Source organism: Flavobacterium arabinosi (genome assembly GCF_048158725.1).
GTDB classification, from domain to species: Bacteria; Bacteroidota; Bacteroidia; order Flavobacteriales; family Flavobacteriaceae; genus Flavobacterium; species Flavobacterium arabinosi.
Genome location: NZ_JBLNKX010000001.1, coordinates 767,856 through 790,959, shown reverse-complemented (window position 1 = coordinate 790,959; position 23,104 = coordinate 767,856). Strand labels below are relative to the sequence as shown.

Sequence of the window (23,104 nt, the reverse complement as noted above, 5' to 3'; positions counted from 1 at the left end):
GCTCCAGAATATTATCTTTATTTAAACTGATTTCAGATTACAAAGATACTATGAAAAGTTCTTATTATAAAGGATTTGTATTGCATTTATTGATGTGGAAATTGACGGTAGTTATTAGAGAATTTCAGCATAATATTTTTTCAATACCAATCCATCAAGACGGACCAATTTATCTTTCTAGTTTAATTAAAAAACAACCTCATTAAACCCAATAAACCAAAATTTATAATCTAAATTTATAAGAAAAAAATATGGGATTAAGTTTTCATTATAAGGGAGCACTGAAAAACCCTATCCTTTTAAAAAAAATGATTGAAGAGGTGAGTGACATCTCACAGGCAAACCAATGGAAATTTCATGTTTTTGAAGAAGCCTTTCCAAGCCATGCTTTTACTCTTGATAGCTATAATGATTCCATTTACGGTATTTGTTTTAGTCCTCCCAATTGCGAAGTTGTTTGCTTGACTTTTCTATCCAACGGAAAAATGTGTGCTTTCTATAATTTCGAATCTTCGATGGTTTCCGTAAATGAGTTAGACGACAATTATTTATCGGTAAAAACTCAATTTGCCGGACCTGAAATTCACAAACAACTAATAAAGATTTTCGATTATATAAACAAAAAATATTTTGAAAATTTTGATCTTACAGATGAGGGAAATTATTGGGAAACAAAAAACGATCAATTACTCGAAGATACATTTGAGAAATACACCAATTTAATTAATGGATTTGATAGTTTATTGGACAGCATGCCAATTGGAGAGCGTGAAACCATCGAAGCGTATCTAATCCGAATTGCCGAAATAAACAATAAAAAGAACGATAACAACAACGAAAGTGACCTTTCAAAATTGTAAAAATCACTCTTGCCTAACCTCTGGTTGCCAAAAATGTTTTTCGAAATCCACAATTTGGTTATTCAAAACTTCTATTCCTTCGTTTTCCAATAATTGTTGCATCAGATTCGTTCCGTCAAAATGAAGTTTTCCCGTAAGCAATCCTTTTCTATTCACCACCCGATGTGCCGGAACATCTTCCATATTATGTGAAGCATTCATCGCCCAGCCCACCATTCTAGCAGAGCGCGCAGTTCCTAAAGCTTTTGCAATAGCACCATAAGAAGTGACTTTCCCATAAGGAATTTGTCTGGCGATGGCGTAGACTCGTTCGAAAAAATTATCGTTTGACATGATTATAAATCTAATAAAATGGAATTCCTATTCAGACTTTAAAACTACCTCAAATAATATCGTATGATATTGATTAAAGTGATTAATGCTATCAATCCGGTTATAGATCCTATAATCGTATTCATATTTTTAATGATATAATCCGTCTTGTTTTGTATTTTTTGAAAGAATGTGATATAACAATAAAAAACCAACGAAGAGCCCAGTACAACACCCGTAACAAAAACAAAAATATAGGTCATGGTATAAGAAAACAGGTTGTAAGACGACAAAGTGACACTTACAAAAACATAATAAGGAATAGGGAAAAAATTAAGCGCAGAAAGCAACATTCCAAGAAAAAACCTTTTTGTGCTACTGTATTTTTTTATTTTCCCCTTTTTAATCTTTGGTTTTTTGGCAATCCAAAGGAAATAAATGGTTAACAATGTAAAAACACCAAATCCTGCTTCACGCAACAAAATTAAAACATCAGGACGGTCAGCAATATAGTGAGAAAACAATATAGCAAGATAGGCTTGAAAAAATATTATAAATACAGCACCTGAAACGAACCATATTGCGCTTCTTTTTCCTTCTTTTAGATTTACTTTAGCAGCTGTCATATTGAGTAAACCTGGTGGTGTGATCCCAATAAAAGCAGTAACAAAACCCAAAAACAAAGATGTGATTAAATTCATAAGGAAATTTTTTGCATTCAAAAAACAGAAACTATTCGAGTTGTAAACGTAATACTATTCTTTAATTTTGAATCTAATATACGTAATTGCCTTGTTAATTTCCAAATATTGTTTTTCATAGAAAGTCTGAAAGGCAGTAACTTCCTCCGGACTTCCTTCGTTTACGTACACATTATGATTCGCATACAAAACTTCATGTCCTTCACCGTGCAGCAATCCTAATGTATAACCGTGCATGAACTCACTGTCGGTTTTTAAGTTTACTACACCGTCTTTTTTGAGGATTTTTTTATACAACTGTAAAAACTCCGAATTGGTCATTCTGTGTTTCGTGCGTTTGTATTTTATTTGTGGATCTGGGAAAGTAATCCAAATTTCGTCCACTTCGTTTTCCGCAAAAATATGATTGATTAATTCGATTTGAGTTCTGATAAAAGCCACATTATGAAGTCCCGTATCAACCGCAGTTTTGGCACCACGCCAGAAACGCGCTCCTTTGATATCAATTCCAATAAAATTTTTATTTGGGTATCTTTCGGCTAAACCTACTGAATATTCTCCTTTTCCACAGCCTAATTCCAGCACCAATGGATTTTCATTTTTGAAGAACTCCGAATTCCATTTTCCTTTAAGCGGAAATAAATCCCCTACCACTTCTTCTCTTGTTGGTTGAAAAACGTTGTCGAATGTTTCGTTTTCTTTAAACCTTTTTAATTTATTTTTGCTTCCCACTTTTTCAGAATATTTCGGCAAAATTAAGGAAATATATAAGACCGAATGATTTGCTGGCGAAAAAATGAAAAAAATCATCTCGAGAACATTTACTGCATATAAAAAAAGCAAGAAACACTGTGATTTATAGTCTGCGAAACTTCTTACTCCAACCTTAATTCTCTTTAGATTTTCACTAAAAAAGCTGCTTTTTTTCTACCTTTGTACAAAATAATGATGCCATGAGAAACTTTGTTTTATCAATCGCAATTATTTTATTTGGCTTTCTACTTGCCTCCGTTTACCGTAACAGAAATGAAAATAGTACGGTTGCACCCACTTCTTTTGCCCAACTTCTTCCAGAATCATCAGCCAGAAAATCCACAATTCCTATCGACAGCGTAACGGTTTCCAGTTTCTTTAAGAAATATTCTAATTTAAAAAAATACAATTCAGATGTTACTGCTTTGTACAAAAAACGAAATTACAATTCCATTTGGTTTGACGACAAAGGCCTTATTGAGTTTGCCCATTTGTTATATTCTAAAGTAAATCAACTGGAAGAAGAAGGTTTGAAGTCCAAATTAGCCTATAAAGATAAAATCGACGGCATTTTCAATGAGAGTGCCACCGATGATTTATCCGAAACTGACACAGAAATAATACTCTCTTCCATGTATGTGTTTTATGCTAAAAAAGTATTTCAGGGAATTGACAGTGAAAAACTAAAGGAAATGGGATGGTTTTTACCCAGAAAAAATCTCTCTTATGAGAATCTTTTGGACTCCTTATTACTGGATCCTAAATTATTAATCAAAAATGAAAATCAGCTGTTTGGACAATATTACAAACTGCGTGAGGTTTTAAAAAAATACCGCCAAATAGAAAAAAATGGAGAGTGGAATACCATAACAATGGATTCTTTGGAAGCAGAATACAAACCAAACGACAGCTCAAAAACAATTGGCCAAATCAGGCAACGTCTAGTGGTCACTGGAGACTTAGAGCAAGATTCCAAAAGCAATCGGTACGATGCCGAATTAATGGCCGGTGTATTGAATTACAAAAAAAGACATGGTTATAAAATAGATTACCTGCTTACATCGAAGCATATTAAGCGCATGAACATTCCCATAGAAAACTACATCAAAAGCATTATAGTCAATATGGAACGCTGTCGATGGATTGCTCCAGAATTGACAAAAGCCGATGAGTACATCATCATAAATATCCCATCCTACAAACTCATTTTTAAGAAAAATGGTAAAAATGAATTGGAGTCGAAAGTCCTCGTAGGTAAAAACATGACTGAAACCGTGGTTTTCAGCAGTAACATCACTAAAATAATATTCAGCCCTTATTGGAACATCCCCAAAAGCATTATTAAAAATGAATTAATGGATGCTATCGCTCGAGACGAAAATTATCTGGAAAAACATAATATTGAATGGAATAAAGGGAATGCCAGACAACGACCCGGACCAAAAAACTCCTTGGGACTGGTTAAGTTTGTGTTTCCTAATACTAATGACATCTATTTACATGATACACCCTCCAAAGATTTGTTTCAATATGAGTATCGAGCCTACAGTCACGGTTGCATCAATATCAACAAAGCCAAAGAATTGGCCTTGTTAATTTTAAAAGATGATCCTGACTGGCCAATAGAACGCATCGATGAGGCCATGAAAGGCGAAGTGGAGACCCCTTGCATCCTGAAAAAGAAAATCCCGGTACACATTGGTTATTTCACGACTTGGGTAAACGATGCCGGGGAAATTAGTTTTTATAATGACATTTACATCAGGGACGACCGCTTGGCTGAACTATTAATTGCTGATGATTCCAAATAAATGTATCATCGCATTTACTATTAGCGATTTAATTTTTCATGGTTTTTATTCCATTTGATTTTTATTTTCCCTTCTTCGTCAACAGCCAATAAATAGAGTACGATTCCTTTATTTCGGCGGTCGGCTATTTCGTTTTTATCCGTGATGTTTTCATCTCTTTTTGGGTTTCTCAGCGGAATCGTCAATGCTAAATTTGTTCCTCTGTTAAAGGAATACAGTCCATTTATGTCCAAGTTCAAAACGCTGGAACTGACTTTTAAAGTATTGACATTCACCAAATCTCCATCTATGTTAAAATCACCCGATAAATCACTAAAAACGATATTGTTGACATCTCTAAAAGGGAAAGCAAGCTTGCCTACTTTTTTTATTGGTTCAAAGTCGACCAAAGCCCCTTTATTTACATCAAATTTGGCCACGCCCGCAAGAGAATTTGTCTTTAATTGACCTCCCGAAAGCAGCGTTCCTTTAACAGAAGCCGAAGCCGAAAGATATCCTTTAATGTTTTTTGGTTTAAAAGACTGAATCCCAAAATTATTTAACGAAGTCAAGAATTGTGTAATAGCTACCCGGTTAATTTTTACATTGGATTCTAAAAAGAAAAGATTGTTTTTTGGCACCAATTGTCCATCAAAAGCAATGGTTCCTCCCGAGCTTTGTACCCAACCATTTTTTACGATTAATGTATTATTGACCAATAAAACTGTGGCCTTAGCCTTAGTTGCTTCCAATTTACTATAGACCATTTTATCGGCTTTTAAATTCAAGACCACTTGGCATTTATCAATAACCGAAGACAGTTTATTAGAAAAATCATCTGTTTTATTTTTCTTTTTAACCTTTTTTTGAGAGGAACGCGTAATAATTCCCAAAAACTGTTTAACATCCAGAAAAGGACAATAAATGTCCCAATTAACTACCATTTTTTCTGGATTGTCATAATATAAAGTAAGGAAGTTGTCTACTTTTCCTTCCATAAAAACCGTATTCTTGCGATCTTTGAACTTAATTTTTTTGATCAACAACGCTTTCTCGGTAAAATCAAGTTGAATGTCTGTTTTTTGAAAAGTTACATTCCGCGGCCCATAGTTTACGGTAGCATTTTTAACGGAAACATTCCCTGTAAACATTGGTTTTTGTATTTCTAAATTGACAATATCAAATTTATATTCCAAATTCACTTTGGCTTGACCGCCAGAAAAACGCATGAAATCTTTATTAACTATTGCATTCAATCGGGAAATATCAAAATCAGATTTAAAACTTCCGGCTGCAGTCGTTTTTTCAAAATTTGATATGATTCCAATTGGAATTGAAAAAGGAATCGTTTTATAAGCGCCTGAAAAATTCCTTAGTGTAATCGTGGAATTGACATCATTGCAGCCGTTTCCTTTTTTATAATTGTTTGTAAAGCTGGCATCAAAACTACAATTAGAGATGAGCCCGTCCGGTATCTGGAGTTCATTATCGCTAGTTTTAGTTTTCACGACAATCTGAGGATCTCCGGTAGCATTCATATCTCCTATAATCGTGCAACCGATTTGTATTGGCTTTTTCAAATCAAATCGGCTGATTCTGGAACTGATATTCTCACTCATCAAATTTGAGGCGTCTTGCCATAAAATGTCCGTTTTGATAGTAATGTCAAAAGGTGATTTATTTTTATCCAAACTAAAATGAGCGTGGATAACAAAAGGGTCTTTTCCAATTTCGATATCCTGAGCGGCAACACTAATTTGGTTTTTTTCGTTGAGAAAGTCAACTGCCAAGACACCTTCCACTATTTTATCTTGAATAAAACTTCCTCTTTTTGTATTGAAAGCCATGCTCTTGGCAAGCGTTTTTAGATAAACATCAGTATGCCAATTGTCGTTGTCGTGTTCAATTTTACTTTTTAAAAAAATAACATCAAAATCAAAGCGCTTATTACCCACTTGATTTTCTGACACGAAACGGACTTGATTAAACACGATTTCATCAATAGAAGATGTGGTGGAACTTTTTGATTTAGCGTCTTTTGGTTTGGATCTAAAAACATCCGTATTTACAATTCCATTTTTACCCTTAAACAAGTACAGCGTCGCTTCCTTAATTTCGATTTTATCTATATTGATCTCGTTTGCCAGCAAGCTCCAAAGACCCAAACGAATTTCAATTTGCGCTGCTTTGAGCAACGTACGTTTATGGATGGCCCACAAACTATCTTTTAATTCCACTTGGCTCAAGGCCAAAGTCACATTGGGGAAACCTGTTAATAACTTGTATTTAATATCGCCAATATGGATTGTTCCCTTTATATTTTCGTTGATTTTGACATTAATTTGAGCAACGATTTCCGTTTTATTAGCATCAAAATAAATCGCTAAAATTCCGGAACACAACAAAACGAAGGCAATACTACCGATAAAGAAAAAACCAACTCTTTTGATTATTTTTCTAAAATTGGTGGTTTTTAAATATGCTTTAGTGCTTTCCCAAAATTGATTCATCGTATTTTCGTTATCGATTAAAATAAAGATAACCTAAAAATACTCTTTTATGGAACTATTTAACGCAAAAACCAGAATCAATACTCCTTTGAAAAGTTAAAAACAGTATGGGTAAACTGAAAAAACAAAACTCCGTTTCCTAAATCACCCGTTCTTCTAAATGTTTCTGGGAAGCAAAAATAGTATCATATTCTTCTTCAGCAACATCGGCACACTCAATAGGAAAGAGTGTTTCGTCATGCTGCGACAGGTCTAATCCCATGATTTCAGCTTCTTCAGAAACACGCATCGGAATAATCCTATTGGTGATTTTGAACAAAAGAAAAGCGCCAAAAAAAGTATAAATAGAAACGAGAACCAATGCCATCATGTGATGTCCAAAAACATTCCATCCACCATGAAGCAAGCTGGCATCTTCGCCATGCGCAAAAATTGCCGTCAGAATCATTCCCATAATTCCACCCACTCCGTGACAGGCAAAAACATCTAAAGTATCATCGATTCCTTTTAAAAATTTAGCATTAACAACCCAATTTGAAACCAGGGCGGCGATAAAACCAAAGAACATACTTTCTGGAACGGATACGAAACCAGCTGCTGGTGTGATAGAAACCAGTCCCACTACAGCTCCAATACAAGCTCCCAGTGCCGATACTTTTCTGCCGTTTATTCGATCAAAGAAAATCCAAGTTAACATGGCTGCTGCCGATGCGGTTGTTGTCGTAGCAAAAGCCATTGCCGCAACCCCATTGGCTTCCAAAGAAGAACCGGCATTAAAACCAATCCAACCAAACCAAAGCATCCCGGTTCCCAATAAAACAAAAGGAATATTGGTGGGAACGTGTCGGCTATTTTTTCTTTTTCCTAAAACAATAACACCTGCCAAAGCGGCAAACCCGGCACTCATGTGTACTACAGTTCCTCCGGCAAAATCTTTAACCCCAAAATAAGAGCCCAAGATTCCCGTAGGATACCAAACGGCATGGCACAAAGGCGCATATATGAACAACGTAAATAAACAGATAAAAAGCAAATAAGATATAAAACGAACGCGTTCCGCAAAAGATCCGGTGATAATCGCTGGCGCAATAACAGCAAATTTCATTTGAAACAAAGCAAACAACATAAATGGAACAGTGCTCGCTATTTTTTTATGTGGCAACACTCCTACATAGTCCATAAAGGTGAACGAAGTGGGATCACCCACAAAACTATAAAAACCAGAACCAATATGAATTCCTAATGGTTCTCCAAAAGCTAAACTAAAACCAACTACAACCCATAATAAAGTGACTACACCCAAACAAACAAAACTTTGCAACATGGTTGAAATCACATTTTTCTTCCCTACCATACCGCCATAAAAGAAAGACAATCCTGGCGTCATTATTAACACTAGACAACAGGAAGTTAGCATCCACGCAACATCGGCAGGAATAATTTGATCGATAGTTCCAAATTGTGAAAGAACAGCATCAGTTGTTGTTACTGCTGGCCACAATACACCGGTGATGCAAACTAAACTTATAATTACAAAGGATATGATCCAGCGTTTCTCTATTTTCATTTTATTTACTTAACCCCATTTTATTAGGGGGCAAAGTTAAAAAAAATTTAATTTCGGACCATAAAACAATTTAAAATAGGCACCTGCCAAACAATTATCGCCGAATTAATAATTTTAAAGGCAATTTGTTAGATTTATGTAATTTAACGACCGCAATATTGGCTGTTTATTGAAGAATAAATTATAATGAATTATTCAGAGAAATTAAAAATGGAATATAATTACTACTTATTTTGCAGGTTCTTTATGATTGCCTCTTCTAAGGGCGCTTTTATTTTGACAACCTCAGGAACATTATCGTTTGGAACGGTCATTGACAAAACAGAATATTTTATTTTCCACTCCTTACCTATTTTTACAAGCACTCCCGAGCCTCGGCAAATTTTCATTTGGGCATTCAACAACTCATCAAACCAAGCCGTTTTCCCTGTTTTATCAAAATAAATGTGCCGTTCCAATGCAGTAAAATTCCAAGCTTTACCTTTATCAAAAAAAGGTTTTGCCCAAACTTTGAAGGAAGTTTTATTCCAATTCTCGGTGGCATCCGTGCCTATGAAAATAGCATCTTCCGTCATTAAATTAAAATACGCATTCTAGTTGGCTTCGGCGGCAGCTTTGTGCCAGGCATCAAGCACAGTATTGATGCTTTCTTTCTCTTTATCAGTGTCTTGATCTGTTGAAGCAAAGGCCAAAAGCAGTAAAATACTTAAAGAAAACAACACTATTTTTTTCATAATTTTTGGATTTTCAGAGGATTATTTGACCGGGGATTTCGAATTAAAAAATAAATTAAATATTCAAAAGATTGATAGCCAATTATTTAAATGTCAATTTGCTTTGGTTTATGCACCAAAAAGTAAAGATAGGATTTAAACCTTAAAAAATGCAGCTTTTTAAAATAGGTAGTAAGAAGTTCAATTTGGCGTATTTTTGTATTGCCTTAAATGAATTATTACGCATTAAAGTTCAACCTATGAGAAAGTTACTATTCCCAATTATAGCTATTGTTTTTACAATAGTTTTCACCACCGTTTCCTGTAAAAAGAAAAACGAAAATAATCCTGCAGGAAATCAGGAAAACACAAGCAATCCAGAAGACATGGCTTTTGACAGCACTCAAGTCGAAACGTTTTTCGCGAAGTATCCAAAACTGGAAAAATACAAGCCCGAAGTGGAATCGTTATATCGCAAACACCAATTTCATTATGTATGGTTTGATAAAAACGGAATCAATGAATTTGGGAATTTGCTACACAACAAAATCAGTAATTTGGCACAAGAAGGTGTTCAAACCGTTATTCCTTACAAAGAAAAATTAGACGAAATTTACGATGATGCTGATGACAATCAAAAACCAAATATTGATATCGAACTGTTAAATTCTGCACTGTACTTTTTTTATGCCGACAAAGTATATCATGGTTTAGACGCACAAAAAACAAAGGATATTGGATGGTATTTGCCTCGAAAAAAACAATCCTATGTCAGTTATTTAGATTCACTGTTAATCAATCCTTCTTTAATCAACAAGGACGAAAAAGGGGTGTTAGGCCAATATTACTTACTGAAAGACGTCTTGCAAAAATACCGTCAAATAGAAAAAAAAGGCGGATGGAAAGCCATAATTGCTGACCCAGAAGTGAAGTCCTACAAACTTGGAGACAGCGCTGCAGCAATTGCTCAAATAAGGCAACGATTATTTGTCACTGGAGATATTACTTCCGATTCAAAGAGTGCTATATATGATAGCGCATTGGCCACAGGAATTTTGAAATACAAAAAAAGAAGTGGTAATACACTCAATAAAACTATTTTGCCGGAACACATCAAAGACATGAATGTGACTGTAGCCGAACGTATTAAAACCATCACGGTCAATATGGAACGCTGTCGTTGGATTTCAAATGACATTACCAAAGCCAAAGAATTAATCGTAATCAACATTCCCGCTTACGAATTAACGTTTCTTAGAGATGGAAAATCAGTATTAAAGTCTAAAGTGGTCGTGGGAAAAGCCCTGAATAAAACGGTTATTTTCAGCGCTCCAATGAAATACATTGTATTCAGACCGTACTGGAATGTCCCAACGAGTATTTTAAAGAAAGAAATCCTTCCGGCAATCGAGAAGAATCCAAATTACTTGGAAGAACACGATATGGAGTGGAAAGACGATTACGTAAGACAAAAACCGGGACCTGAAAATTCACTGGGATTAGTGAAATTTTTATTCCCCAATTCGAATGCTATTTATTTGCATGATACGCCATCAAAAAGTTTGTTCAGTCAAGAAGACCGTGCTTTTAGTCACGGATGCATTCGTGTGGCCAAGCCGAAAGAACTTGCCGCCATGATTATGAAAGACGACAAAAAATGGAATCTTGAAAAAATAGAAACGGCGATGAACAGCGGAGAAGAATATTGGTACACACTCAAAAATAAAATTCCGGTTTACATTGGCTATTTTACCGCTTGGGTGGATACTGACGGAGTGGTTCATTTCTATGAAGATGTATATGACAGGGACGAAACATTAGCGCGATTGCTATACAACAGATAAATTTTGTTGGTTTCAAATAATCATAAAAGTCAGAATCAAATTTGAGACCGAATCTAGGACTGATTATTGATTCCGTTTCACCTTATATCCTATTCTTTTAATTTATCATTTTTCTCTTTTAAAACTTTTGCGTTTTGTGAGCTAACGATTTTTTTACCCGTTTGTTCTTCAATTTGTTTTCTCGTATCGCCCGCAATTTCACCACCTTTTAGGGCTATTCTTTTATTGTCTGCAAAAGTTTTAGGATTGTTTTCTTTGCTTATTTCTGTCGTAGTTGCTTCCGCCAACATATTTAAGACCAACTCTAAATTGGTCATGTTATCTCTTAGGTTTTCTTTTTTCAACCCTTTTAGATTCTTGTATTGTTTTACCGTATTCCCACTCCAAGCCTGGGTAATTATATCGGTGAGTGAGGCAAATTCTTCCCTTTTTTTAACGCCCTTATTTTCCCATTCATCGGTGAGTTCTTTTCTAACTTCTATACTTTTTAACCGCTGATTAATCCAAGCCGTACTGTACCCTAAATTCAAATAATTTTCCATAGCACGATCAATCGCCTTTTCAGGATCTTGACTTTCCTCTATTCTTTCATAGCCTATTTTGGCTAACCATTGTTTAAAAGGCTCTGCTTTTGGCGATGGAATGGATTGAATCAAACGGAATAGCTGCTCGGTATCAGCCACATCTGTTAAACGCATCTTACCATCAGGAGCTACCATTTTCAAACCGTTACAATTTGTAACGGTTTCATTTCCTTCGGCCAAAAGCCGCTTTTTTAAAACGCGCCAATAAACTTGTGGATTATTACTATCTGTTAAAGCGGCAATAATATCTACAATCGAAAAAAACCATTTCTCTTGTTCGTTATCCCAAGAGGAACGTATTTTTTGACTTTCAAATAATTTTATGTTTTCCATTGTTTTGCTTTATATAAATTCAACACTACTGAGTTGCAAGTTTTAAGTTCCGTTTGACCCTTCAATTAAATGTACTAATTTACTGCTAAAATAACAAAAAACCATTATCGCAATTCTAAAGAATCTTAACCAAAAAAAATGACACTTTCTTATTTAAAAGATAGTGTCATTTTTAGTTATATAGATGTTTACCCAAAGGCAACTATTTAATAGGTCTTCTGTTTTTCGAAAGTAGTTTCCAATACTTTTTTGATTTTATCCAGCGCACCTTGAAATGCTTTTTCGATAGTATCGGCATAGTTCGTCACCGCTACTGGCTGCATATTTACAGGACGTGCTTCAATCAAGCAACGCTTGTCATTACCACCTGACTTCTCACTATTTTCGTCTCCAAGATGCACTTCTAAACGGGTTACTTTTTCTTCAAAACGTGCCAAAGCTGTTCCCAATTCATCTGAAATATACGATTTCAAACGTGCGTGTCCTTCTACATTATTGTCTGTGTTGATTTGTATTGTCATAGTATTATTTATTTATGATTGTTTCTCAAACTTACCGATTGTTATATGAAAAACCGAGTGAATTAGTAAAAGATTGTGAAAAATAAATAATACTCATCCAGAATTAAAACAAGTAGCCGAATCGTAATTTAGTTATGGATTGATTGGGTAATTGGCATTGCTTCCCAGTATGAGTTTTTTCATTGCTCCGCCAATTCGGACATAGCCCTGGTGCCCAACGAAGGAGGAATCTCATTGTCCTTTGCAGTTGGCTTTTTTGATTTTGCTTCGAAATAATTTCAACCTGGATTTCAACCACACGGCTCTCCATATTTTTTCTAATCTCCGCCTTTTGCCAATGCATTCTCTTTTAAAAAAATAGCACTTCAATTATTCAAATTTTATAAAATCTGCTGAATCTGCTAAATCTGCGTGCCTATTTTTCACGCAGATTCAAGCAGATTCTAAATTAAAAATTTTATTTTTATTATATATTAAACACTGTTAGTTTTAAAAGCGAGTACCCTCCCTTTTGCAGTTTATCTTTCCATTTAAAATCTTTTTCTTATATTCATCCGACCATTCAATTCCTTTTATGAACAGAGACACGAGTATTGATTATCTCAACCTAAACAACATAACCTGGGATGTAATTATCATTGGCGGTGGTGCTACGGGATTAGGCATCGCATTAGACGCCGCGTTGAGAGGGTATAAAACGCTATTGCTGGAACAGTCCGATTTCACCAAAGGGACTTCAAGCCGAAGCACGAAACTAGTCCATGGAGGCGTGCGGTATTTAGCCCAAGGCAATATCCGATTAGTGTTTGAGGCGTTGCACGAACGGGGATTGCTCTTTAAAAACGCCCCGCATCTTACCCAAAATCAATCTTTTATAATACCCTCTTTCAGTATTTTTGGCGGTTATTTTTATACTTTAGGCTTAAAAATCTATGATTTGATGGCAGGCCGATTAAGTCTGGGAAATTCGGCTTTTATCAATGCACGGCAGGTTCAGGAATACTTACCCGGAATTAAGTCAAAGCACCTGAAAAACGGGACACTATACCACGACGGACAGTTTGACGATGCCCGTTTGGGAATAAACCTGGCACAAACCAGTGTCGAAAACGGAGCGCATTTGCTCAATTATATGCAGGTAACCGGTTTAGGAAAAAATAAAAATGGAAAAATAAACCAAGTGCAGGCCACCGATTTAGAAACAGGAAAATTGTATTCCCTAAAAACCAAAACGGTAATCAATGCCACTGGCGTTTTTGCCGATGCCATTCTTGGCATGGATGACGTGGAAAAAAAACCCATTATAATGGCCAGTCAAGGGACACACCTCGTTTTAGACCAATCTTTTCTCCCTACTGATTATGCCCTGATGATTCCTAAAACCAGTGATGGAAGGGTATTATTTGCCATTCCGTGGTACAATAAAGTAGTGGTAGGAACAACAGACATCGTCATAGACCTGGAAAGCCTGGAACCTAGGGCACTAAAAAAAGAAGTCGATTTTATATTAAGCACCCTCAACCAATATCTTATTAAGACCGTAACCAGAGCCGATGTATTATCCGTATTCAGCGGCTTACGCCCTTTGGCCAGACCACAAAAGAAGCATCAAAAAACCAAAGAAATTTCAAGAGGCCATAAAATAATTGTATCCAAAAGCGGCTTAGTCTCCATCATAGGCGGCAAATGGACCACCTACAGACGCATGGCCGAAGACACACTGGACCGCGTTATAAAAAAAGGAAACTTAAAACCCCGCAAATGCATCACCAAAGATTTTAAAATACATGGTTACACCCTAATCCAAGACCTTAAAGATCCGCTGCATCAGTATGGATCGGATGCGGAGGGAATTAGGGGATTAGCGCTTGAAAATCCAAAATGGGCAGAAAAACTACATCCCGATTATCCTTTCATAAAAGCCGAAGTCATCTGGGCCGTACGCCATGAAATGGCACGCAAAGTCGAGGATGTACTCGCACGAAGACTCCGAATTCTATTTCTGGATGCCAGAGCAGCCCTGAAAATGGCTCCCGAAACCGCACAACTCATCGCCACCGAAAGAGAAAAACCGGATTCTTGGGTACAGGAACAAATCAAAGATTTTGAGGTTTTGGCTAAAGGGTATTGGTTGGAGTAAAACAGAATTTTCCTGTTTTTGGGTAATTAGAATTAGCTTTTTTGATTTTGTCTCGAAATGATTTCTGACTGGATTTTAGCGATACAATCCTCCAGATTTTTTTCTATCTCCGCACTCCAGAAACGGAGCACTTTCCAGTTTTGTGATTCGAGATAGATATTGACTTCAATGTCCCGTTGCATATTTCGTTCTATTTTCTTTTGCCAAAACTCCGTATTGGTTTTTACACGGTCTTTTTGGGTTTCCCAGTCTTTGCCGTGGAAGAATTCACTGTCAACGAATATGGCAATTTTAAGTTTCTTGAAGGTTAAATCCGGTGTGCCGAAAATAGTTTTATTGTTTTTACGGTAGCGGTAGCCGAGATTCCATAGCGTTTTTGCCAAAAGTACTTCAGCTTTGGTATTGGTGCTGCGAATGGCAGCCATGTTTTTGGAACGTTGAGATGGATTGTGGACGTCCATTTATCCTAATAATTTAGTTTCAAAATCTTTAATTAAATTATCCAATAACTCTTTTTGTCTATCTTCTTTGTGTATGGCAATTAGTAAAGTGTTTTCCTTAATTTTTATTGCTTTGCCGTTTAATAATCTAAAATTTTTATTTACAAATATATCTATAGCATCATTTTCAAAATCTTTTTCGTAAAACTCAAAGCCACAATTATCCACAGAATTAAAATATTTTAAAAATTTATTTCTAAAATGATTCTTTGTGTCATTTCTAAAGGAGTTTATTTTATTAAAGTTAATACTTGTATATGATTTTAAAACAAAAAGAAAGTTAATTCTATACTGTAAAACAAACAAAGTATCTCTGTCAAAAATTCTGTCTTTAAAATGAAATGATTTCTTTACAGTTTTATATTTTTTCAATAAAGGCTCATCAAAATTCTTCTCATCATTCAGATGCCCATAAATAAAAAAATTGGGAGAAATATTATATCCTTCAGTTATATCATCACGATAACGGATATTATCATATGCTTTACTTTTGTTTAATAAATCAATATTAAACTGAATTACATTTTTTGCATACGTAAATTGTTTATATGTAGATAATTTTCCAGCTACACCATCTGATTTGTAATATTTTGAATCGCCAATATAAAATATATTATCTGTATCTATAATAGATTTATGCTCGAAAATATGATCAATTATTTTACCATCTTTATTGTTTTTCAATTTATCAATTGAAATTCCGTTAATAGATTTACTATCATAGATTTTATCAGTAAAAAGTTTGTCAATCATATCTTCAAAAACAATATTGTAGTTTCTTACAGAAATAAACTCTTCATTTTTTCTTTTGGGGCTACTTAAATCAGTTTTACTGAAATATAATTCACATAACTGATACATTCTTTTTAAAGTATCTGCAAAATATCGATGTTTAATTTTTCGAAGTTTTGTTAACCCTGTTCTCTGTAATTTTTCAAACTGACTTCCTCTTATTAGTTTGTAACTCTTATCAATTGTAACCGGTAAATCATGCTCAATTTTAAAATGATTCAGAATTGAGAAAAAATAACTTAATAATTCTTCTTCATCATTTACTTTTTTTTGCTTGTTTCTAATGTCAATATAAAGCGGCGAATTGTTCGAAATAAGAATTGGTAAAGATGTCCGGATTGTTTTCTCCCATTTAGCCTTTTTAGCCTGATTTGAGATAAATTCTATATGGTGATAAAGAATAGTGTTCTTGTTTTTTTTGTAAAAGTTTACGAAACTTAAAACTAAATCTAAATAAGAATATTCCGTTAGGCCTAAATTAGAATTCAATTCAAAGCTTTGACTACTTTCAATTATTACCGTATTCCTGTATCTATTTCTGAATTCTGCCAAACTATTATAAAAATAGATTAAAAGTTGTCTTACCCAAGCATAATTGACATCATGCTTAAAAGATATTTTTAAATCTAAATCAAATAATTGCTGAGGTGAAAGTTCAAAAGCTTTTTCCTCTATGATAAATACTTTAGGAAGAATATAAATTAATTCATTTTTACTGAAGGAATGATAATATCCAACACAATTTATTGTTCCAAACATTCCTTCCTGAATAAAGAATTTAGGATCATCAAATACTTCAAGCAAAGTATTTAAACTGTATTTTTCGCCTTCAATTAATATTTTCATTTTTCAATTTCTTCTTTAGTACCTTCTAACTCAATTTTTACTATAGCTACATTAAGTATTTCTGAAGAAAGTAATTTAATCAGATTCTCTTTTCCTTTAGTATTAATTGGAAAGAAGTCCTCGTATGAAATATCGCTTCCAATTAATGAAAATATTGATTCTTCTTCATCTTTGAAAACATCAATCCATAAATAAAACATTGCTTTATTTATAAATTCCTCTAATAATATTTCTTTATCATCAGGTTTAATAAAATAATTTCCAATACATTTATCCGACCCTAAATTACGGTTTGATTTTATTTGAGCATTTACACTTTCAATAAATTCAACCCATTTGAAAGATTGAATGTCATCAATTTTTACTGTAAATTCAAATGAATCATTTTTTGTAGCTGGTTTTATTTCAGTTGCATCATTATTAAATTCCTCATAGTTAATAGGAACATACTCCCAAGCCCATCTTCTTTTAAAAGCACTATCCATAGGAAAAAGTGATTGGTCTGAAGTATTCATGGAAGCTAAAATATTCAAATTTGAAGGTAATTTCATTTTTCCTCCATCAATGCCTTTTTTGCTTTTTTCATCTATCAAAACTGTTTCAAGGTGCTCTTTTAATTCTTTTGAAGGTGAAATAGAATAATTACTATTCCGGTCGAGTATTTGAAATAAATCGCCAAATATTTCTGCGCAATTTCCTCTGTTAATTTCTTCAATAGCTAAAAAATAATCTTTTGAAGGGTTTTTCCATGCTTCAACGTATATATTCGTAAAAACTTGTGGTACAAATTTGTATTTGATTTCTTCTGTTTTTTCATCTTCACTTTTTTCGGAAGAAGGTTTATATCCGCCAACAAAACAAGAATAATCATATTCAGGATGAAAAGTTATTCTTTCTTTTTGGCCTTCAGAGATATCTTGAAGTAGGCTCTCTATTTTATGTGATTTACCTGTACCAGGAGCACCATAATAGATTTTCTGTAAAGTAGATTTGTTAGATTTACTTTTTTGAAGTAATGAGTAAATGTCTCCTACTTTATTTGCTTCAAAATCTCCGTTAGATAAATCAGTTACAAACTTTTGAAGATTATTAAATGATAAAGTTCCTCCTCCATCGACATCTCCCCACTGTGTTGTAAAATATGAATATGGATATTCTTTTAAATGTAAATTTTCTTCAAAAAATCTTGGTGTATTAGAAGAACTCAATGCATCCTTATTTTGTTCTTTATCAAAAGCGCCAATTAAATTCCCCGAACCAAAATAAGGTTTTATTTTTATGCCTGTATATTCTGTTTCATTTATTTTTGAGTCTTTTTCAGTAATGTTTTTTACAACTTTTTCGTATCCATATTTGTCTAAAAATAACTTGAATGTTTTGAAAGCGAAATGCTTTAAATCTTTTTCTGAAACAACCGTCTTAATTTCAACAATATCAGATTTAATAAAGGAATTTTGTTTTGGTGCATATAAATCTGCTAATGATTCAAGTTCATGTATCGTTTTTTCCAAAGAACTTTTTTCTAAATCTATTTTTGCATCTGTATATTCAGAAGGAGATTTTTCATTTGCCCAATTAATAAGCTTACCAAAACTTGTGAAAAAGGCCTTTGTCTGTGTTCCAACTGCTGCTTCTGCAGCTGAATCACTAATAAATTTCGAAGCTAATTCGCGCCATTTTTTTTCATGATAAGTAGAATGTGGTTCAAAACTGTTTAAATTTAATAATACATCTTTAATGAAAGAAATTATAGAATCAAACCCAAGACTATAAGACTTACCCCCTGTGTTACCAGCAGTAATATAACCGCCTCTTACCGCTAGAATCGTGTTAAATTTTGAGTTTTTATTTACTTCCTCTAGATATGTAGATAAATTAATTAACTTCATAATAATTGTCTTTTTATTTCATTAAAAATTGTACGTATTACAGGGACCGAAACACTGTTGCCAAATTGTTTATAAGCTTGTACGTTCGAACTATGGATTATAAACTTTTTATCATATCCCTGAAGATTTGCGGCTTCACGAGGAGTTAGTTTTCTTGGATTTTTTCCTTCTTGCGATATGAGAATTTCACTTCCGTCTTTATAATATCTTGCAGAAATAGTATTTGTATGTGTGGAATCTCTGTGAAACAATGAAAATCCAAAACCATTCCCCTTTTCAAGATGTTCTTTTTTTCTCCTTATATGACCTGCATATAATTTATCAGAAATTGTATATTTTTCTTCTGGATAACTTTCAAGAATATCATTTATTTGTGTTTTTTTAGCCTTATTTAAATTTTCCTTATCAAAAATCACATCATTATTTTCATCAATTCCATAAGGAAATCGAAACGTTTTTTTATTTTCTATAAGTGAGGCCACTATAAAAATCCGTTCTCTATTTTGTGGCAATCCAAAATTTTTAGAATTTAAGATTTCATACGATGTTTCGTAGCCTAATTCTTTAAGAACATTTATGATTGTTTTAAGCGTATTCCCTTTATCATGATTTTTTAAACCTTTCACATTTTCTAAAAAAACTACTTTAATAGGAGTTCCATTTTTAATATTTCTATCTAAAATATCTGCTACATCAAAAAAAAGTGTTCCTCTGGTATCTTCAAATCCTTTTCTATGTCCTGCATTAGAAAAAGGCTGACAAGGAAATCCTCCACATAGAACATCAAATCCATGTGGTATAAATTTTTTTGTTTCTTCTTTAGTTATGTCTCCAAAAGGTATTTTCCCAAAATTATTGAAATATGTATTTTTTGCTGGTTCATCCCATTCAGATGAAAAAACACATTCGCCATTGACATCTTGCCCAGATATTCTGAACCCTCCTATTCCTGCAAATAAATCAATAAATTCAAAGTCAGGATTCTCGGGTTTTGGAAATGGAACTTCTTTAGAATTATCAAAAAGAGAATATTGTAGGGCATCTTCAGCCACTACATTAGTTATTTCAGTCTGAATATAATTTTGATTTTGAAGAGTTTTTTTTACAAATTTGACAGCTTCTTTTTTAAAAACTTTTCTGTTATTTTCAGAGCTTTGAGCATAATGGGTGTAACAGGCTCTACCATTACTCTCAGGCTCAACTAACTTAGTTTTAAATAAGCTTACATTAATCAAGTCAGAATTTATTACATCGCTCATTTCTTAAAATTATTATCATTGAAGAATGTCATAAAATCAGTTCCTAGTGCAATGATTATTTTATCTAAAATCTTCACAGTTACATTTCTTTTTCCAGTTTCTACTTTAGTCATGTAGGTTCTATCAACCTCAGCAATATTTGCTAATGCTTCTTGTGACAAGTCTTTAGCTTTTCGTAATTCTTTAATTCTGTCGCCAATTTTAATATTGATATCCATTAATTTTCTATTATTGAAGTGAAACAAATCTATCCGAATGTTGCCTTTGATGCAACGGCATAAGAGTCACTTATTACTATTGTTCATAAATTATTAAGCACAAAAAAACGCTACTCTTTCGAATAGCGTTTTTTGAACTTCTTGTTGGTTTATATGCATGATGTGATTGCTTCGTTCCTCGCAATGACAATCGTCTGAGGGAATCTAATGCCCTAGCCCTGATGGAAGCGGCATCCTTTTTCTTGCTTCTTTAGCAAGGAAAAGATATAGCGTACAGCAGGAAATAGCTTCTGAAATATCCCGAAGCCTCGGGACAGGACAAGCCCTAATTATCTACTTTTTCAATTCCGTTATGCCCATATTGTACAACGTAAATGCCTGAATATCGACATTTTCCTGAATGGTTGCCGCCACGGATTTTCCTGCGCCGTGTCCCGCATTGATGTCAATTCGGATAAGGGCTGGGTTTGTTCCAGTTTGTTTTTGCTGTAATTCGGCAGCAAATTTAAAACTGTGCGCCGGCACTACTCTATCATCGTGATCGCCCGTGGTGACCATCGTGGCCGGATATTGAATCCCTTTTTTTATGTTGTGTACGGGAGAATAGCCCTTGATGTAGTCAAACATTTCCTTGCTGTCCTGCGCGGTTCCGTAATCATACGCCCAGCCCGCGCCTGAGGTAAAGGTGTGGTAGCGCAACATGTCCATCACGCCTACGGCCGGCAAAGCGACTTTCATCAAGTCCGGACGTTGGTTCATCGTGGCGCCCACGAGCAATCCGCCGTTTGACCCGCCACGAATGGCAAGAAATGGTGGAGACGTGTATTTCTGGGCAATCAGATATTCCGCCGCTGCTATGAAATCATCAAAGACATTTTGCTTTTGCATTTTGGTTCCCGCATCATGCCATTTTTTCCCGTATTCGCCACCGCCACGTAAATTGGGTACGGCCAAAATACCTCCGTTTTCCATCCAAACGGCATTGGCAATACTGAAACTTGGTGTCAAACTCACGTTGAATCCACCGTAACCATAAAGCATCGTTGGGTTTTTACCGTCCAGTTTCAATTCTTTTTTGTGGGTGATTAGCATCGGGATTTTGGTTCCGTCTTTGGAAGTATAAAACACTTGTTTGGACTCGTATTCCTCGCTGTTGAAATCTACTTTTGGTTTTTGATACACCGCAGAAGTTCCTGATTTTGGTTCAAACGAATAGATAGAACCCGGAGTGATGTAATTTGTGAACGAATAATAAAGTATTTTTTCTTTTTTCTTTCCGCCAAAACCACCGGCAGTTCCTACGCCCGGTAATTGAATTTCCCGAACCAGTTTTCCGGAATAATCGTATTGTTTCACCACCGAAACGGCATCTTTCATATAATTGGCAAAGAAATAACCGCCGCCAGTTGTTGGTGTCAAAACATTCTCGGTTTCAGGAATGAAATCTTTCCAGTTTTCCGGTTTCGGGTTTTTGAAATCCACGGTGACGATGCGTTTATTGGGCGCATTCCAATCGGTTTCTATGAATAACTTCGCGCCTTCGTTATCGATAATATTGTTGTCGCTCTTGAAATTATCCACAAGGATCACAATAGGACTGTTAGGCTTAGTCAAGTCTTGAATGTACAATTCGTTTCCATAGGTGGAAGTCGATGCCGTGATGACTAAATAATGATCGTCCTCCGTCACACTTCCGCCAACATAACGTCGTTTTTGGTCTGCGCCAAAAATCACTTTATCTTCTTTTTGTGGCGTTCCTAACTTGTGGAAATACAGTTTGTGTTGGTCCGTCTTCGCCGATAATTCGCTTCCTTTTGGTTTGTCATAACTGGAATAATAGAATCCTTCGTTTCCTCTCCAAGACACGCCGCTGAATTTTACATCGACAATCGTATCTTCCAATACTTTTTTAGAAATGGCATCTAATATAATGACTTTTCTCCAGTCGCTGCCGCCTTCTGAAATGGCATACGCCACTTTGGAACCGTCTTTGGAGAAATCCATTCCGCCAAGCGATGTGGTTCCCTCTTTAGAAAAAGTATTGGGATCCAGGAAAACAGTTTCCGTTCCTTTGGCGTCTTTTCTGTACAACACCGATTGGTTTTGCAAGCCGTTGTTTTTGTAGTAATACGTATAATTCCCCTCGACAAAAGGAGCGCCTATTTTCTCATAATTCCACAGTTTTTCGAGTCTTGCTTTTAATGCATCGCGAAAAGGAATTTTGGATAAATAATCGTACGTCACTTCGTTTTGGGCTTTTACCCAAGCGCCGGTTTCAGCAGATTTGTCGTCTTCGAGCCAGCGGTACGGATCAGCAACTTTGGTATCGAAATACACATCGACTGTTTCTCCTTTATGGGTAATGGGATATTTTATAGGATTTTGATTTTGTCCAAAGGATGTTATTGTCGTTGAAACTGCCATTATTAAAAAAGTTTTTTTCATTAAATTCTGATATAAATCATTACAAAAATAGACAAATAGTTCTTGTTCCTTATGTAACGAATTCTTAAAAAGTTAGTTATATCAATTGCGAACACACTGAGTTCGCAATTCAAGAATTAATCATTTCTTATCTATTGAAAATATAAACTATGTAAGAAATTTAAATTCATTTAAGTTAGAACCGTAAGCATCTGAAAATAGGTTCGCTAAAGCGAAATACTGATAAAAAACAGATTTCCCACAACGCTAATCTGCTGAATCTGCGTGAAAAATTTTTGGCACGCAGATTTAGCAGATTCAGCAGATTTTATAAACCGTAATACTATTTCGAATTTTTAACCAAACATTTGAAAAGAATTAGATAGAATTATACTAATTCAAAACGAATTTCGAGATTACAAAATATCAAGATCAAACCCCAAATATTTAAAACTAAACTTTAACGAATTTCAAAACCAATCCTATTGCATCTACTTTACGTAAACAAATGAATAATTAAAATCATTTCTTAAATGAACTTATATTCC

At 34.6% G+C, this 23,104-nt stretch carries 17 protein-coding genes and 1 pseudogene; 4 read left to right on the top strand and 14 right to left on the bottom strand.

Translation table 11 applies throughout. From position 1 onward, the window contains the following. The first annotated feature begins 308 nt into the window (after positions 1–308). Positions 309–860 carry a hypothetical protein gene (locus ACM55K_RS03215; RefSeq protein WP_416848799.1) on the top strand — a complete coding sequence of 184 codons (552 nt, stop codon included), beginning with the start codon at positions 309–311 and terminating at the stop codon, positions 858–860. 3 nt (positions 861–863) lie between these two features. On the opposite strand, the gene ACM55K_RS03210 is transcribed toward ACM55K_RS03215, so the two are convergent. Genes ACM55K_RS03210 through trmB form a run of 3 tightly spaced genes read right to left on the bottom strand, consistent with a single transcriptional unit; the run spans position 864 to position 2,605 of the window. Further along, positions 864–1,193 carry an MGMT family protein gene (locus tag ACM55K_RS03210; protein WP_416848798.1) on the bottom strand — a complete coding sequence of 110 codons (330 nt, stop codon included), beginning with the start codon at positions 1,191–1,193 and terminating at the stop codon, positions 864–866. 44 nt (positions 1,194–1,237) lie between these two features. Further along, positions 1,238–1,873: a LysE family transporter gene (locus ACM55K_RS03205; protein ID WP_416848797.1), complete on the bottom strand. Its 636-nt coding sequence runs from the start codon at positions 1,871–1,873 to the stop codon at positions 1,238–1,240. Between the two features lie 54 nt (positions 1,874–1,927). Then, positions 1,928–2,605, bottom strand: coding sequence for a tRNA (guanosine(46)-N7)-methyltransferase TrmB (gene trmB, locus ACM55K_RS03200; RefSeq protein ID WP_416848979.1), 678 nt, complete (start codon positions 2,603–2,605; stop codon positions 1,928–1,930). Positions 2,606–2,826: 221 nt separating this feature from the next. Between trmB and ACM55K_RS03195 the strand changes: the two genes are divergently transcribed. Further along, positions 2,827–4,437 carry a L,D-transpeptidase family protein gene (locus ACM55K_RS03195; protein ID WP_416848796.1) on the top strand — a complete coding sequence of 537 codons (1,611 nt, stop codon included), beginning with the start codon at positions 2,827–2,829 and terminating at the stop codon, positions 4,435–4,437. 20 nt (positions 4,438–4,457) lie between these two features. Here the strand turns inward: ACM55K_RS03195 and ACM55K_RS03190 are convergent, their stop codons facing one another. The 3 genes and pseudogenes from ACM55K_RS03190 to ACM55K_RS03180 form a co-directional block, all read right to left on the bottom strand. Then, the gene (locus tag ACM55K_RS03190; protein ID WP_416848795.1) at positions 4,458–6,926 is read right to left on the bottom strand and encodes an AsmA-like C-terminal region-containing protein; all 2,469 of its coding nucleotides are present in this window, start codon (positions 6,924–6,926) and stop codon (positions 4,458–4,460) included. A gap of 139 nt (positions 6,927–7,065) precedes the next feature. Continuing rightward, a complete protein-coding gene (locus tag ACM55K_RS03185) occupies positions 7,066–8,493 on the bottom strand; it encodes an ammonium transporter (RefSeq protein WP_416848794.1) in 1,428 nt (475 codons plus the stop codon). Positions 8,494–8,717: 224 nt separating this feature from the next. Further along, positions 8,718–9,227 (bottom strand): annotated as a pseudogene (locus tag ACM55K_RS03180) (nuclear transport factor 2 family protein). 149 nt (positions 9,228–9,376) lie between these two features. Between ACM55K_RS03180 and ACM55K_RS03175 the strand changes: the two are divergent. Next, positions 9,377–11,050 (top strand): L,D-transpeptidase family protein, encoded by a 1,674-nt coding sequence (locus tag ACM55K_RS03175; protein ID WP_416848793.1) that lies wholly within the window; start codon positions 9,377–9,379, stop codon positions 11,048–11,050. A gap of 89 nt (positions 11,051–11,139) precedes the next feature. Here ACM55K_RS03175 and ACM55K_RS03170 read toward each other — a convergent pair whose 3' ends face one another. Both ACM55K_RS03170 and ACM55K_RS03165 read right to left on the bottom strand, forming a co-directional pair. After that, a complete protein-coding gene (locus ACM55K_RS03170) occupies positions 11,140–11,967 on the bottom strand; it encodes a BRO-N domain-containing protein (RefSeq protein ID WP_416848792.1) in 828 nt (275 codons plus the stop codon). 206 nt (positions 11,968–12,173) lie between these two features. Then, entirely contained in the window at positions 12,174–12,488 is a 315-nt protein-coding gene (locus tag ACM55K_RS03165; RefSeq protein WP_416848791.1) for an HPF/RaiA family ribosome-associated protein, read from the bottom strand. A 574-nt stretch (positions 12,489–13,062) separates the two neighbouring features. Between ACM55K_RS03165 and ACM55K_RS03160 the strand changes: the two genes are divergently transcribed. Continuing rightward, on the top strand, positions 13,063–14,628 hold the full coding sequence (locus tag ACM55K_RS03160) for a glycerol-3-phosphate dehydrogenase/oxidase (RefSeq protein ID WP_416848790.1): 1,566 nt from the start codon (positions 13,063–13,065) through the stop codon (positions 14,626–14,628). A gap of 32 nt (positions 14,629–14,660) precedes the next feature. On the opposite strand, the gene ACM55K_RS03155 is transcribed toward ACM55K_RS03160, so the two are convergent. The 6 genes from ACM55K_RS03155 to ACM55K_RS03130 form a co-directional block, all read right to left on the bottom strand. Next, the gene (locus tag ACM55K_RS03155; RefSeq protein ID WP_416848789.1) at positions 14,661–15,089 is read right to left on the bottom strand and encodes a very short patch repair endonuclease; all 429 of its coding nucleotides are present in this window, start codon (positions 15,087–15,089) and stop codon (positions 14,661–14,663) included. Then, positions 15,090–16,766, bottom strand: coding sequence for a hypothetical protein (locus ACM55K_RS03150; RefSeq protein WP_416848788.1), 1,677 nt, complete (start codon positions 16,764–16,766; stop codon positions 15,090–15,092). Next, a complete protein-coding gene (locus ACM55K_RS03145; protein ID WP_416848787.1) occupies positions 16,763–18,655 on the bottom strand; it encodes an McrB family protein in 1,893 nt (630 codons plus the stop codon). Before ACM55K_RS03145 ends, ACM55K_RS03150 begins: the two co-directional genes overlap by 4 nt. Beyond that, positions 18,652–19,914 carry a DNA cytosine methyltransferase gene (locus tag ACM55K_RS03140; protein WP_416848786.1) on the bottom strand — a complete coding sequence of 421 codons (1,263 nt, stop codon included), beginning with the start codon at positions 19,912–19,914 and terminating at the stop codon, positions 18,652–18,654. Before ACM55K_RS03140 ends, ACM55K_RS03145 begins: the two co-directional genes overlap by 4 nt. Then, positions 19,911–20,132 (bottom strand): helix-turn-helix domain-containing protein, encoded by a 222-nt coding sequence (locus tag ACM55K_RS03135; protein WP_416848785.1) that lies wholly within the window; start codon positions 20,130–20,132, stop codon positions 19,911–19,913. The genes ACM55K_RS03140 and ACM55K_RS03135 overlap by 4 nt, the downstream gene beginning before the upstream one ends. A gap of 333 nt (positions 20,133–20,465) precedes the next feature. After that, positions 20,466–22,577: a prolyl oligopeptidase family serine peptidase gene (locus ACM55K_RS03130; RefSeq protein WP_416848784.1), complete on the bottom strand. Its 2,112-nt coding sequence runs from the start codon at positions 22,575–22,577 to the stop codon at positions 20,466–20,468. Positions 22,578–23,104: the final 527 nt, after the last annotated feature.